At 61.3% G+C, this 14,473-nt stretch carries 15 protein-coding genes; 1 reads left to right on the top strand and 14 read right to left on the bottom strand.

The window, feature by feature from the left end:
- Positions 1–55: 55 nt before the first annotated feature.
- Positions 56–985 carry a PRC-barrel domain-containing protein gene (locus FMN63_RS03945; RefSeq protein WP_148582651.1) on the top strand — a complete coding sequence of 310 codons (930 nt, stop codon included), beginning with the start codon at positions 56–58 and terminating at the stop codon, positions 983–985.
- 227 nt (positions 986–1,212) lie between these two features.
- Here the strand turns inward: FMN63_RS03945 and FMN63_RS03940 are convergent, their stop codons facing one another.
- From FMN63_RS03940 to FMN63_RS03875, 14 genes are all read right to left on the bottom strand, one after another.
- On the bottom strand, positions 1,213–1,800 hold the full coding sequence (locus tag FMN63_RS03940) for an exopolysaccharide biosynthesis protein (RefSeq protein WP_148582650.1): 588 nt from the start codon (positions 1,798–1,800) through the stop codon (positions 1,213–1,215).
- Positions 1,801–1,927: 127 nt separating this feature from the next.
- Positions 1,928–2,413 (bottom strand): DUF992 domain-containing protein, encoded by a 486-nt coding sequence (locus FMN63_RS03935; protein ID WP_209000925.1) that lies wholly within the window; start codon positions 2,411–2,413, stop codon positions 1,928–1,930.
- A 107-nt stretch (positions 2,414–2,520) separates the two neighbouring features.
- Positions 2,521–3,804 (bottom strand): TRAP transporter large permease, encoded by a 1,284-nt coding sequence (locus FMN63_RS03930; protein WP_148582648.1) that lies wholly within the window; start codon positions 3,802–3,804, stop codon positions 2,521–2,523.
- The gene (locus FMN63_RS03925) at positions 3,804–4,352 is read right to left on the bottom strand and encodes a TRAP transporter small permease subunit (protein ID WP_148582647.1); all 549 of its coding nucleotides are present in this window, start codon (positions 4,350–4,352) and stop codon (positions 3,804–3,806) included. Before FMN63_RS03925 ends, FMN63_RS03930 begins: the two co-directional genes overlap by 1 nt.
- A 17-nt stretch (positions 4,353–4,369) precedes the next feature.
- Positions 4,370–5,407 (bottom strand): TRAP transporter substrate-binding protein, encoded by a 1,038-nt coding sequence (locus tag FMN63_RS03920; RefSeq protein WP_148582646.1) that lies wholly within the window; start codon positions 5,405–5,407, stop codon positions 4,370–4,372.
- A 25-nt stretch (positions 5,408–5,432) separates the two neighbouring features.
- Positions 5,433–6,254 (bottom strand): putative hydro-lyase, encoded by an 822-nt coding sequence (locus FMN63_RS03915; protein WP_148582645.1) that lies wholly within the window; start codon positions 6,252–6,254, stop codon positions 5,433–5,435.
- A gap of 73 nt (positions 6,255–6,327) precedes the next feature.
- Complete coding sequence (locus FMN63_RS03910) at positions 6,328–7,236, bottom strand: LysR family transcriptional regulator (protein ID WP_148582644.1); 909 nt, start codon at positions 7,234–7,236, stop codon at positions 6,328–6,330.
- A gap of 229 nt (positions 7,237–7,465) precedes the next feature.
- Positions 7,466–9,040: an acyl-CoA dehydrogenase family protein gene (locus FMN63_RS03905; RefSeq protein WP_148582643.1), complete on the bottom strand. Its 1,575-nt coding sequence runs from the start codon at positions 9,038–9,040 to the stop codon at positions 7,466–7,468.
- A gap of 219 nt (positions 9,041–9,259) precedes the next feature.
- The gene (locus tag FMN63_RS03900; RefSeq protein ID WP_148582642.1) at positions 9,260–9,715 is read right to left on the bottom strand and encodes a DUF3237 domain-containing protein; all 456 of its coding nucleotides are present in this window, start codon (positions 9,713–9,715) and stop codon (positions 9,260–9,262) included.
- Complete coding sequence (locus FMN63_RS03895) at positions 9,712–10,584, bottom strand: amidohydrolase family protein (RefSeq protein ID WP_148582641.1); 873 nt, start codon at positions 10,582–10,584, stop codon at positions 9,712–9,714. The genes FMN63_RS03900 and FMN63_RS03895 overlap by 4 nt, the downstream gene beginning before the upstream one ends.
- Positions 10,585–10,600: 16 nt before the next feature.
- Positions 10,601–12,415: a feruloyl-CoA synthase gene (locus tag FMN63_RS03890; RefSeq protein ID WP_148582640.1), complete on the bottom strand. Its 1,815-nt coding sequence runs from the start codon at positions 12,413–12,415 to the stop codon at positions 10,601–10,603.
- A 25-nt stretch (positions 12,416–12,440) separates the two neighbouring features.
- Entirely contained in the window at positions 12,441–12,911 is a 471-nt protein-coding gene (locus FMN63_RS03885) for a MarR family winged helix-turn-helix transcriptional regulator (protein ID WP_209000923.1), read from the bottom strand.
- A gap of 19 nt (positions 12,912–12,930) precedes the next feature.
- Complete coding sequence (locus tag FMN63_RS03880) at positions 12,931–13,698, bottom strand: crotonase/enoyl-CoA hydratase family protein (RefSeq protein ID WP_148582638.1); 768 nt, start codon at positions 13,696–13,698, stop codon at positions 12,931–12,933.
- A 10-nt stretch (positions 13,699–13,708) separates the two neighbouring features.
- Positions 13,709–14,473 (bottom strand): SDR family NAD(P)-dependent oxidoreductase, encoded by a 765-nt coding sequence (locus FMN63_RS03875; protein ID WP_148582637.1) that lies wholly within the window; start codon positions 14,471–14,473, stop codon positions 13,709–13,711.

The raw sequence follows: 14,473 nt of genomic DNA, 5'->3' as shown, positions 1-14,473 counted from the left end.
TTCAATCCTCTTCCAGGCACACCCAAAATTTCCAAATCCAAAGGGAGATGCTTAAATGCTTCGCCATCTACTCGCCACCACCGCACTTGTTGCAGCCATTTCGACGGCCGCCGTCGCCGGTGACACCGCTGCGATGAAGGACGGCACCCAGACCGGTGCAAAAAATGACACCGGCGTCTATGAATTCGAACTTCACACCCTTGCTCCGGACATGACCACCGGCATTCTTGCCACCAACATGATCGGCAAGCCGGTCCTGACCAGCAGGAATGCTGACGGCGAAGAAGTCGGCGACATCAACGACGTCGTCTTTGGCCGCGATGGAACCGTGCGTGCGGTCATCGTGGGTGTCGGAGGGTTCCTCGGCATGGGTGAAAAGGAAGTCGCACTCGACTTTGCCCGCCTCAACTTCGTGTCCGGCCAGGATAACCAGCTTCTTGTCGTCACCGACGTTTCTCGCAAGGAACTGGAAGATGCGACCGCCTATGAGCGTCCGGACTATATTCCGCACTGGATGACGTCGGAAGGCGCCCGCGAGCAGATGGACAAGGTCGCTGCAAGCGCCAAGGACACCTATGAAACCGTCCGCAAGGAAGCAATCGACCCGGCAAAACAGAAGCTGGACGAAGCGATGGCCGATCCCTGGACCGCTGAAAAAACACAGGTCGACACGGCCAGTGTATCTACCGATGAGCTGATCGATTCCCCTGTCTACACCAGCCAGGACAATGACATCGGCGAAGTCGCCGAGGTTCTGATCGGCAACGACGGCAAGGCACAGGCGGTTGTCATCGATGTGGGTGGTTTCCTTGGCTTCAACGCGAAGCCGGTAGCCGTGTCCTATTCCAGCCTCAAGATGTTCGAAACGGAGAATGGCGACCTGCTGGTGACCGCTCCCTTCACCAAGGAACAGCTTGAAAATGCACCGACCTATGAGCCGGCCGTCTACAAATCCAATCCGGATTCGGTTCTGCTGAAAGGCTGAACGGCAACTACGGAAAACTGAAAGAAACGGGTCGCTTCGGCGGCCCGTTTTTTTATGCCGAGCGTGGGGCTACGCTCCAACAACCAGAATGAAGCGGCTTGGAGGTGGTAAAATGGCACTTCGTAAGGGCTGTGACGCGCAAAATGCCAGCCTCACCCTCCATATGCCCTCCAGCCCGTCACGGGCAGGCTTTCCCGGTCCGCGATAGAGGCTCGGACAAAATGGCTTCAGGCGAGCCAATATAAGACCGTCCCGACCGCTGCCAAGGCCACGAGCAGGCCCACCAGCGTAACAACGCCATCGCGCACGAGAAGTCCGAGGCTCAGCAGCAGGATTGCGGAGCCGGGCAAGGCGACGGCAAAGGGCAACAGGGTGGCCGGGTAGACAAGAAGAGACAGTATTATGCAAAAGGCCGCGACGATCCGCGCGGCGGTCTCGCCGGCGAACAGGGACAGGCGCTGTCCGAGATAACGGTCGGCGCGCTCCGCATAAGGCGTGAGCTTGTCGATGGTCGACGTCACCTTCTGTTTGGGAAGACCACAACTGCGCACGAACGACGGCAACCAGATCGAGCTTCTGCCAACAACAAGCTGGCCTGCGACCAGAAGGGTCAACGTTGTGAGAACAATAGGCACGCCTGGTATGGCGCCGATGGGAGACACCATTATGAGGGCCGGCAGAAACAGCAAGGGCCCCGCCGCACGGCTGCCGGAGGCCTTCAGCAGCGAGCCGACATCGGCGCGGCCTTCCTCTTCGATTTCGTCTTCCCAGTTGGTGAGAACGCCTTTGATTGTCGTCGCCTGACCGGACGCCATTTCGTTACCCCTCGAGTTCGATTTGTCTTTTGGAGCGCTGCAGCCTGTGCGGCCACGCCTGAAGCCGGAAAAAGAAAAAGGGCCGGCAAAGCCGGCCCTTCCTGACAAAATGTCTATGTCACTTGGTTCACTTGATCGCTTCCAGCGAAAGCTTGCTCACACCAAGGGTAATGTTCGTGCCTGTCTGGCTTTCGACACTCACCGGGTTCAGCGCGATCGACTTGTCGAAACCGCCGACAAGAGCGTTGGCCTTCACGCCTGCACCCAGGCTGGCGCCTGCCGTTACGCCGGCGTATGTCCCTTCAAGAGCACCAACTTCCAGATCGGCAGTCGGGGCAACGACACCCCACACAAGCGTGGCCGAGTCCGTGGTTCCGATATCAAGACCGTATTCGCTCACGGTCGCCGTGTAGTAGCTGGCAGCGCCGCCACCGGCCCGGTCGAAGGTGCAGTTCATGACTGTCTTGGAACCGACGATGAAATTGGTTTCCTCTTCGGTAACACAGGTCAGTTTTCCGACCTCAACGCCAGCAGGCTTGTCCTGAGCCATGACAGGGGTCGCCAGAAGCGACACACCAGTCAGCATCAGCGCGAGTTTGGTAAACTGTTTCATCAAAGTCTCCTTCGTGTATGAGCCTTCCGGAGTGCTCCGGTCCGCCTTCATCACGGTGGAAACGCCTGCCCCGTCAGTCAGTTCCAAAATAATTTGCAATTATCTCGTCAGCGCATGGCCATCGGCAGATACAGCGCAATTTGCGGCAGGGCGATCAATGCCACGACCATGGCCAGCATCGCCAGCACATAGGGAATGGCTCCCAACATCACCTCCGCAATGGAGCCCCCGCCCCGCGCGCTCTGGACCACGAACAGATTGAGGCCGACGGGCGGGGTGATCAGGGCCATCTCGATCAGCACGATCATCAGAATACCGAACCAGACCGGATCATAGCCGAGACTGATGACGATCGGCACCACGATCGGGATGGTGATAACCATCAGTGACAGCGTTTCGATGAAGAAGCCGAGCACGATATACATCGCGACGATCACCAGCAGCGTCTGCAGGGGATCGAACCCGAGACCCTCCAGAAATCCGCGCAACTCCTGCGACAAGCCAGCGGCCGAGAGCGTGAAGTTGAGAAACGACGCCCCGATCACCACCAGCATGATCATCGCCGTGACCCGCACGGTGCCGATCAGCGCTTCACCGATCATGCGCATGTCGAGACCGCCGAAGAACGCGGCAATCACCAACGCTCCCGCGACACCGACGGAGGCAGCTTCGGTCGGGGTGGCCCACCCCTTGTAAATCGACCCGATGATGGCGCTGAACAGCAGAATGATCGGCACGAGATCGGCAAGCCCCAGCGCCATCTCCCGCAAGGGGAACGTCCGCCGTGCCCCGCCAAGCTTCGGGTTGACCAGGCAGACCAGCGCCGTGACGGCCAGAAAGGCAACCGCCAGAAGGATGCCGGGCACCAGCCCGGCCAGAAACAGTTGCGGGATCGATGTCTGCGTCAGAAAGCCGTAAACGATCAGGTTGATCGACGGCGGGATCATGATGCCGAGCGTTCCTCCGGCGGCAATCGCACCGGAAAAGAGCTTCTGGTCATAGCCCAGCCGTTCGGCCTGCGGCATGGCCACCGTCGCCACCGTGGCAGCGGTTGCCACCGACGAACCCGAAGTGGCCGAGAACATGGTGGCGGTCGCAACATTGGCATGCACCAGCCCGCCGGGCAGCCAGGAGACCCAACGGTCGAGTGCCGAATAGGTGCGCGCGGCAATACCTGTGCGCACCAGGATCTCTCCCAGCAGCACGAAGAACGGAATGGCAATCAGCGCCGCATTTTCTGAAGTCGACCAGACCATTGAGCCCAAGCCGCGCGTGAGCGGAAAGGCACTGAAGAACTGGTCGATGCCGAACCCCAGCAGAAACAGCACGATGCCGACGGGAATGGAAAGGCTCAGGAGACCGAGAAGACCGACGGAAACAAAGGGAAGCATCAGGCGGTCTCCCCTTCCGGAAAGGCGCCAATGGCCTGTTCGGATTTGGCGAATTCGCCGCGCGATACCAGCAGCACACCGGCGATGAAGGTGAGCCATGCGCTGATGGCAAACCACACCCAACCGGCGAACCAGGGCAATTGTACCAGAGCCAGCGGCGTTTCCAGTGGCGTATTGGCTCTGGACGAATTTCGCAGGCTCGTCTCCACCACCGGCCAGCATTTGATCGCGATGATGGAAACGGTCGAAGAGAGAGCGAAGATGGACAGAAGATCCAGCATCGCCCGCCATTTCGGAAGGTTGACGGAGCGGCGCAGGAAATCGATCCGGATGTGCGACAGTTCGCTCAATCCGAAAGCCATGGCCCAGGCCGTACCGATGGCCATCACGTAGCCGGATATTTCGTCGGTGCCACCGAAGGAGGCGCCGACGCGGCGGAGACAGATATCAATCAGAACAAGACCTGCACAGGTGAGGAACAGAACACCGACCGAAATCGCAATCGTCCGGTTGATCCTCGACAGGATTGACAGGAGTTTCTCCGCCACCTCGATGTCTCCCGAGACTAGTTGGTCTTGATCTGAACGCCGACGACTGTGCCGACACTGTCGTTCCAGCGTGCAGCCCAGTCACCACCGGCCCGCTCCGCCCATTCCGGCAGAACCTCCGTTTCCAGGATCTGGCGCGCCCGCTCGATGTCGCCATCGCTGGCTTCGACCAGAACCATGTTACGCGCATCGCCCGAAGCGCATTCCCCCTTGCCGGTCAGGCAGGCAATGTCATTGGACAGTGCACCTTCAGCCGATGCCCAGGCGGGAGCCTCGAACTTCTCGGCAATTTCCTTTTGGATCAGGGCCTGGGTCTCGCCGGACAGGGAATTCCACTTGTCGAGATTGAGCGCGGTCACCACCGGATCCCAGCCACCCAGCGGGATCGGCAACAGATGGGTGCTCACTTCCCACCACCCGGCACTATAGCCGGAGCCTGCCCCGGTCACGGCGCAATCAACGACGCCTTTCTGCAGCGCGCCGGGAACTTCGGAAAAGGCAACCGTAATGCCCTCCGCGCCCAGCGCTTCCAGGAATTTGGCGGTCATGCGGCCGGATGCGCGGATCTTCTTGCCCTTCAGGTCATCCAGCGAGCCGACTTCCGCGTTGCAGAACACCACCTGCGGCGGATAGGGCGCAATGGCCAGCACCTTGGAATTGAACCGTTTCTCGAAGATCTCCTCCACCATCGGCCGGGCGGCGTCGACAGCGGCATGGGCCTTGTCTGCCGACATGGCCACCAGCGGCACATCGAGGCCTTCCAGTTCCGGAGCATCGGCAACGGCATAATCACCCACCGTCATGCCGACATCAAACACGCCCTGGCCCAGCAGGCGGAACACTTCACCAACGCCGAGGTTCATCTGGTTGTGGGTGGTGACAGTGGTATGGATGGTGCCACCGGACGCCTCAGGCAAGGTGGTTTCCCAGAACGGCGCCTCGTACTCCTTGTGAAGAGGCAGGCTTGACCAGCTGCCGACGACAGACAGGTCTTCCGCGGCGGCGGCAGAGGACATGGCGACACCGGCCATGAGGAAAGTCAGAAATCTTTTCATGTGTCCACTCCGTGAAGGTTCGAGCTTACAGCGTCTTTTTTGTTATGATTGGAATTACAGCATCATCCGGGATGTCGGTGATCAGCATGTGTCCCGGTTTATGGGTAATCAGCAACGGCAGGGCCGCGTTCTGGATGATCGCCTGCGGCGTCACTCCGCAGGCCCAGAAGACAGGCGTGTGTCCGGCCTCCACCGGCACCGCATCGCCCCAGTCCGGCTTGCCGAGATCAGAAATGCCGATGGCGGCGGGATCGCCGACATGCACAGGCGAACCATGAGCCAGCGGAAAGCGGGCTGAAATGGCAACCGCGTCCCGCACCCGCTCATCCGGGATCATCCGCATGGACACCACCATTGGTCCCTGAAACGGACCGGCCGGTATCGTTTCCAGGTTCGAGCGGAACATGGGTACGGTCACGTTGCTGGAAATGTGCCAGAGGTCGATCCCCGCCTCGATCAGCGCATGTTCGAAGGTAAAGGAACAGCCCAACGCAAAGGCAACAAGATCATCAGACCACAGGGCGCTGATATCCGTGACGGACCCTTCCAGCTGTCCGCTGCGATAGATGTTGTAGGCCGGTACGTCAGTGCGAATATCCAGGTCATGTCCCAGGGTGGACAGGATCGGATCTCCCGTATCCGAGGCACCGATCAGCGGACAGGGCTTGGGGTTGCGCTGGCAGAAGCGCATGAAATCCAGCGCATAGGCTTGCGGAATGATCGCCAGATTGGCCTGAAGAAGGTTCTTGCCGAGCCCCGCCGTGTGCGAGCGATAGTCGCCGGACCTTATCTGCGCCCGAAGTGTTTCGATGCTTTCCTGTCGTAGGGCTTCATAAGACTGCAACACCGGGGCTCTCCTTGACTGGAGAAATGCTCCCGCATTGCACATATAAACTCAAATAGAATGAATTTAGCAGATCTTATAAAGGATTTTTATAAGCTGAGTAGGCCATGGCAACCTCAAGCGCTTTTTGAGCCGCGGTCGCCACAACGTGGCTGCGCGGGTCACCAAGGTAGCTCGCGGAGAACCTCAGGGCGTCCGGCACCCACCCCGGATCGAACTCGACGATGCTCCCGGCCTCCACATAGGGCCGCGCAAGCGCCTTCGGCAACGCCGCAACCCCGAGCCCGGCTTCCACCAGTCGGAAACAGGCCGAAAGCGAGGACGACGGGAACATCTGCACGTCGGGGGCCACCCGTTCGAACAAGAGCGTTTTCAGCTCGCGGTAAGGGCGCGTGTGCCTTGCATAGGTGATCACCGGTTTTTCGAACAAAAGCGCCTTGGCCCGCTCTGCCTCCACCGGACAGCCAGCTGCAACATACCAGCCGAGGTCGAAGCCCGGCAGCTCGATATTGTCGATGGAATATTCGGAAATCGGCCCCAGCAGCAACGCGAGGTCTATTTCCCTGTCGAGCAGCCCAGCGCGCAGGTTCACCGAGATATCGACGTTGATTTCCACGATCAGGTTCGGAAAGTCGGCCCGCAGCGCGGCCACCAGATCCGGCAGCCAGCACTGCGCAATGGTTTCCGAGGCCCCAATGCGCAGATGCCGGTCAATTCCCTCGCGGGAAACCACAGTCTCCTCGACCTTGTCCGACAGACGCTCGAACTGCTCGGCAAAGGTCTGCAACAGCTCGCCGCGCTTGGTCAGCTTCAGCCTGCCGGGAGAACGCTCGAACAACTCGGTGCCCAGCGATTCTTCCAACCGCTTGATCCGCGTCGTCACCGCCGGCTGAGTCAGGTTCAAACTGCCCGCCGCCTTGTTGACGCCGCCATGGCGGACAACGGCCAGAAAGGCCCTGAGCTGATCGAGATTGAGCGGATGCATGAAAGGTCCCGGCGTGATCGGTTTGGGCTACTGTGCGCGAAGCTGCAGAAATTGAAAAGCTTTCGAGAAAAGACCGGGGTTCGAAAGCGATCCTCCTGGCAACCTCACCCTTTCCGCACCTTGCTCCAGCCTCCCCCTTGCAGGGAGATATCCACCGCTCGGAAAGAAGGGCCCGCTGCAACGTATTCAGCGTAACTGCCGAAACCCTGTCCCTGTGTTTTCCGGAAGCTCAGGCGCTCAGAGCCAGATCGGATCGCGCCAGCATTTTCTCCGCCAGACGCCGGATCCGATCCGGCTCCGGATGGTGGTCCGCCTTTTCGGCCATACGTGCCCACAGGACTTTCAAGAGGGCAGCGCTCGTCACTTCCATGAAATCATGGGCAAAAGCCGTCGCGTCCTCGCTCTGCAGCACCTGGTCGCGGGCCTGGCACCAGTTGGACGCGACCTCGCCCAGTTGCGGATACGCCGTATCATTGCGCTGGCATTCGGCACGCAGGAAGTCCTCAAACGCCTTGCCTTCCTTGCCCGCCAGCAGGCGTGTCACCAGCGCCCGTTCGTGAATGGCGTTGGCACCTTCATAGATCGCGGTAATCCGCACATCCCGGTAGCACTGTTCCAGGAAATACTCCTTCAGATAGCCATAGCCGCCCAGCACCTGCATGCCGAGTTCCGTCGCCTGCATTCCGGCCTGTGTGCAATAGGTCTTCGCAATCGGGGTCAGGAATTCCGCCAGCGCCCGGTTCTCGCCAGCCTCGACCGTCACCAGCGCCAGATGCGCGATGGCCCGGCCCCCAAGGGCCAGGGCGTCGATCTCGTCCAGCATGCGCCGGACATCCGCATGGCCATCCAGTGTCACGGGCTTGCCCGCCGCATCCCGGCCCTGCTTGCGCTCCGCCGCATAGGTGCTGGCAATATCCGCGGCGCGGGCGGCATGAGCCACGCCTTGCAAGGCCACATCCACGCGGGCGTGGTTCATCATCGTGAACATCGCTTTCAGGCCCTCGCCTTCCCGGCCGATCAGTTCGGCCGCGGTCCCATCAAAAGCAAGCTGGCAGGTGGGTGAGGCATGAAGACCCATCTTTTCCTCAATGCGGGTGACAGTCACCGCATTCCGGCTGCCGTCCGTACGGGTACACGGGCACAGAAACAGCGACAGCCCCTTCACGCCCTCGTCCGATGTGCGTGCCAGCACCAGATGATAGATCTTTTCGCTCATGTCCTGATCGCCGCCGGAAATGAAGATCTTCTCACCGCTGATCGACCAGCCGTCGTCCGCCTGCACAGCGCGGCAGCGGATGCGGGAGAGGTCCGACCCGGCGTCCGGTTCGGTCAGGCACATGGTGGCCAAGGCTTCACCGGAGGCAAACTGGGGGATCACCCGTGCCTGCTGATCTTCCGTTCCGAAGGCAAGCAGGGTGCGGGCCGCCCCGGCCGCAAGGCTGGTCACCATCTGCAGACTGTGGTTGGCACCGGTGAAGATTTCAGACGTGATCGCAAGCGCGCCGGCATCGAGCCCCTGCCCGCCAAGCTGTTCCGGAATTGTCAGCCCCGGCCAGCCCTGCTCCGCATAGGCTGCATAGGCCTCGCGGAACCCGTCCGGCATCCGCACCCGCCCCTCCTCCAGCCGGCAGCCCTGGCTGTCGCCCGGCTCATTCAGGGGCGCCAGTTGCCCCTCGGCGAAGGCGGCGAAGTGGCCGCCTATCTCGGCGGCAAGGTCTGCGTCGAAGTCCGGTAGTTCTCCCGCCCCGGCAATGTGGGTCAGGCAGAACAGGATATCGTCAAGCGGTGCGGCAAAGGGTTTCATGGGCTACAGGCTTTCAATGGATCGGCAATACGAGCGGTTGCTGCAATTTCCCCCTCATCCTGAGGAGGGCGCCAGCCCGTCTCGAAGGATGGGCGGCAAACTCTGGCGCAAGTGGCCCATCCTTCGAGACGGACCTGAAGGTCCTCCTCAGGATGAGGAGATAGGTGGCCAAGAACTTCGTTCCGGGAACTTGCGAGACCTTGGACATCATTCACTCCCTCACTCCACCCGAAACAGCGACACCAGCACGGCAGACGCCAGGCGGCGGCCGGTGCCGAGGAACAGGGAACGGTTTACCCACTCGTAACGCGGGTCTCCCGTTTCCAGCCGCGCCACCGTGCGGAAGTAATAGAGCGCCGGGTCGACATCCTTGCCCCGGGTAAGAGCTTGCAGAACGTCCGGCGGACCGTGGCGCACACCCTTGTTGATGATCTCGATCACCGCGCCGTCGTCTGTCTCAAAGGCATAGCGGGTGTCGATGTCGGCCGAACCGTCATCAAGGATGGTTTGCCAGTCGGCGCCCATGTCGAGCACCGTTCCGGACACCTGACCGGTCACACGGCCACCGATGATCGGGATTATCCGCCGCGTTCCCGCCCTGCCCTTGCCCATTTCCCGGACAGGACCCAGCTCGACCTCGAGGTCGCAGAAATGGGTAAGGTCCGGGGCGATCATGCCAGCCCCAGCAGCCTTGCCGCATTGCCCTTGATGATGTCCGGACGCAGTTCGTCCTTGATGGCGATCTTCTCGAAATCCGCCAGCCAACGCTCCGGAGTGATCATCGGCCAGTCGGAGCCGAACAGCACCTTCTTCTTCAGGATCGAATTGCAGTATTTCACCAGGATTTCCGGGAAATACTTCGGCGACCAACCGGAGAGATCGATATAGACGTTCGGCTTGTGCTGAGCGACCGCCAGAGCCTCTTCCTGCCAGGGGAAGGAAGGATGCGCGAGGATGATCTTCATGTCGGGAAAGTCGACCGCGACATCGTCCATATACATCGGGTTGGAGTATTTCAGGCGCATGCCGTTGCCCGCGCGCATACCGCTGCCGACCCCGGTCTGACCGGTGTGGAACAGCGCAATGGAGCCTTCTTCCGCAATCGCTTCATAAAGCTCGTAGGCCATGCGGTCGTTCGGATAAAAGCCCTGCATCGTCGGGTGGAACTTGAACCCCTTGATGCCGAAATCCTTCATCAGGCGGCGCGCCTCGCGCGCACCCATCTTGCCCTTGTGAGGGTCGATGGAAGCGAAGGGGATCAGCACATCGTCATTCTCGGCGGCAAGCTCCGCCACTTCCTCGTTCTTGTAGCGACGGTAGCCGGTCTCACGTTCGGCATCGACCGGAAAGATCACCGCCGCGATGTTCTGTTCGCGGTAATGGGCCGCCGTTTCCGGCACGGTCGGCGGATGGCTCCACGGCGCGCGGAAGTATTTTGCCATCGTCGCCTGCAGATCGTCATAGCCATCGTCCGAGTGGCAGCCGCAGGGCTCTTCGGCATGGGTATGGATGTCGATGGCGCGAACCTTGGTGATATCGACCATTTCAAGCGCTCCTCAATCAGAGTGTGACCACAGCCGGGTCATCGTCGGTGTAAAGTCGTTCCAGCAGCCGCTCGCGGCGTGCCAGAACCTTGCGGATGTTCAGATTGCCCTTGGCGGTCATTTCGCCTTCCGGCATGGAGGCCGGCTCGGACAGAACGATGGCGCGGGACACCAGCGTCGAGCTGCCGCTGATTTCGCGGGCACGGGCACTGAGCCGCCGGTGCAGTTCCCCCTGCAACAGCCCACAGTGAAAAGCGCCGCTGTCATCCTGCAGGTCGAACCCTTCCCGTTTCAGTTCCGCAATGTTTGGGAAGATCATTACGCCGATCTGCTTGCGGTCGGCGCCGGTGATGATCAGATCGGCGGCCAGCGGCGCGAGGCGGGACAGCATGTCGATCTTGAGCTGCGCTGCCCGCACCCATGTGCCGGACTGCAGCTTGAAGTCTTCCGATATCCGTCCATCGAAGCGCATGCCCTTGTTCGGGTCTGCCGGATCGACGAACAGCATTGCATCCCCGGTGATGAAGAAGCCTTCGTCATCGAAGGCGGCAGCCGTCTTTTCCGGATCGTTGAAGTAGCCCGGCATGATGTTGGGGCCCTTCACCCGGACTTCGCAGCGCATGTCCGCATCCGGGATCAGCTTGACGGTCACCCCGTTCACCGGAACACCAACGATGCCGGAATGCGCTGCCGGCTCCTGCTGCATCATGGCCGAGGGAGCGGTTTCCGTAAGCCCCCAGGAAGATGTCATCAGCGGCACCTCGCCCTTGACCTCCATCGCCATGCGCTCGAACCCGGACCAGACCTCCTGCGGCAGGGACGCGCCGGCGTAGAAGACAAGGTCCAGATCCTCGAAGAAGCGGCGGCGCAGATCCGCATCCGCCTCCAGCGCCTTCTGCAGCATGCCGAACCCCAGCGGCACGTTGAACACCAGCGTGCCGGTCTTCAGCTTCAGGTTCTCTACCGTGCGCTCGAACAAGCCCTTCACCGGCTTGCCGTCGTCGATATAGAAGCTGCCGCCATTGGCCAGCATCATGTTGAAATTGTGCGAGCCGCCAAAAACGTGGTTCCACGGCAGCCAGTCAACGATCACCGGCGGACGTTTGCGCAGGAACGGCAGGGAGTCAGCCAGCTGCACCTGGTTGACGCACATCATCCGGTGTGTGGTCAGAACGCCCTTCGGGCTGGAGGTCGAACCCGAGGTCATCAGGATCTTGCCGACCGTATCCGGCGTGACAGCCGCAAAGGCGCCGTCGACATCAACGCTGCCGTCCCCCTTCAGAAGATCTTCGAAGGCAGTGACGTTCCGGCTTCCTGTCCTGCTGGCAACGATCTCGACCGGTGCCAGTTCTGCAAGGTTCAACGCTTCGCCATATTGGTCGGCATCGACCACATAGGCCATTTTCGGCTTGATCAGGTTGATCGCCTCGCGCAGCCGGCCATGGGCACCGTGGATGAGCGAATATTGCTCGGCCACCGGCACCACCGGCACCCCGACGTATTGCGCGGCAAGCGCAAGAATGCCGTGATCGACGCCGTTGCCGGACATGATCAGAATCGGTGTATCGGCTCCCATGCCCCTTGCCAGAAGCGCAGCGCCAACCGCCCGCACCTTTTCCAGAACACCGGCATAGCGCTCCTCCCGCCAGCCTGCTCCGCTGCGCTCGGCCAGGAACACCCGCTCCGGGGCCTCCTCGGCCCATTTATGCAGCCAGTCGCCTGTGCGCTCTGCCACCGGGCCGAGCGGATAGGTCGACCGCAGCAAAATGGTTCCATCCGGCCGGTCTTCCCGCTCGACCGAATGGCGCAAAAATTCTTTCGTGCGCTTCATGATCGTCTCCTCCCGAAACGTCTTGTCAGTCTTCCCGTTGGCGGTTGCTTTCGATCATCTGCATCACCTTGGTGGCCCCCTTCAATGCATCCGGGCTGATGCCCGCCAGCAGCATCTTCTCGTGTGCCAGGACCGCGGCCATCGCCTTTTCGCAAAGCCGCCGTCCGGCAAGCGTCGGCTTCAGGGCATAGGCCCTGCGGTCGCTCGGCAGCCGGTCGCGGATGATCAGGTCCCGCCGCTCCAGTTCATCGACAATCACCACCAGGTTGGGCCGTTCGATATCCATGGCCTCGGCCAATTGCGACTGGCGCAGGCCCGAATTGTCGACAATCAGGACAAGGGCGGTGTAGGTCAGCATGCGCAGGTCGAACGGCTTCAGGGTACGGCTCAGGTCCGACTGAATGACGTTGAACGTCCGCTTCATCTGATAGCCGTAGAGCGAGCGAAGGGACCTGTCGCTGACGTTCACAACTCCGGTCTCTGTCTCCGGTTCCATCGCGGTTTTCCTCATGAGGTCACCTGAAGGTCGGATTGCGCTTTTCCAGGAAGGCGGCAAGGCCTTCCTGCGCATCCGGGCTGGTTTGGCTGATGGCGGCGCACAGGCTTTCGGTGAACAGACCATCCGTCTTGGACATGTCCTCAATCCGCGCCAGAGCCTGGATCATGATGTAGTTGGAGAGCGGTGCATTGGAGGCGATCCGGGCAGCCAGCTCCTGTGCTCTCGCCAACGCCTCTCCCTCCTCGACGGTGTAATGGGCAAGCCCAAGGGCAAGACCTTCGCTCGCGCTGTATTTGCGCCCGGTCAGCATCATCTCGGTCATCCGGTCCGCCCCCAGAATACGGCCGACCCGCACGGAGGCCCCACCGCCGACAAAGATGCCCCGGCGCCCTTCCGGCAACTGGAAGAAGGCGGACGGCTCGGCGACACGCACATGGGTGGCACTGGCCAGTTCCAGCCCGCCGCCAATGACGGCCCCGAACATGGCGGAGACCACCGGCAAACCGCCGAACTGGATCCGGTCCATCACCTGGTGCCAGCCGCGCGAGTGGCGCATGGTGCCTTCCGCGTCGCGGGCAACGTGCTCGGAAAGATCGAGGCCCGAGCAGAAATGCCCGGCCGTGCCGGTGATGACCACCGCCTTCACCTCGGCAGGCGGGGCCAGGAAAAATCCGTCGATGGCTGCCAGCAACTCGTCGCACATGGCATTGCGCTTGTCCGGACGGTTCATGGTCAGGGTCGCGACGCTATCGGCAATCTCGATTTTCAGGATCGGTTCTGTCATGGGGGTCTCCTCAGCGCGGCGGCAGACGTACGGCGCCATCCAGGCGGATGGTCGTGCCGTTCAGGAACGGGTTGGTCACGATGTGACCGGCAAGCAGGGCGTATTCCTCCGGCTCACCCAGGCGCGGCGGGAATGGAATGTTGGCGGTGATCTTGGCCGCGACCTCTTCCGGCAGGCCTTCCATCATCGGTGTGCGGAACAGGCCCGGCGCAATGGTCATCACGCGGATGCCGTGCTGGGCGAACTCCCGCGCCGCTGGCAGACACATGGCCGCGATGCCCCCCTTGGACGCCGAATAGGCGGCCTGGCCAAGCTGCCCGTCCTCGAAGGCAACAGATGCGGTGTTGACAATCACGCCGCGTTCGCCGGTTTCCAGCGGCTCCTCGTCCATGAGGCGCCTGGCGGCATGGCTCATGACGTTGAACGTGCCGAAGAGATTGACCTTCAGCGTCTTTTCAAAGGTATCGAAGGACAGCTTGCCTTCCCGGCCGACAATACGGGCAGCAAAACCGACGCCGGCGCAGTTGACGATGATGCGGGGCGTCATGCCAAGCAGCTCAGTCGCTTCGTCGAGCGCGGCAGCGACTGCCGCTTCGCTGCCGACATCGGCCTGGACGGCAATCCCGCCAATGTCTTCCGCAACAGTGCGGGCCCGGTCGATGTCGAAATCAAGGATCGCGACCTTCGCGCCCTGGCTTGCAAAATAGCGTGCGGTTGCAGCGCCAAGTCCACTGCCGCCCCCTGTGATGAGCGCCGCTTGTCCGGATATCAGCAT

The sequence above is a fragment of the Stappia sp. BW2 genome (assembly GCF_008107695.1).
Classification (GTDB): domain Bacteria; phylum Pseudomonadota; class Alphaproteobacteria; order Rhizobiales; family Stappiaceae; genus Roseibium.
This window is presented reverse-complemented; position numbering and strand designations above follow the sequence as displayed.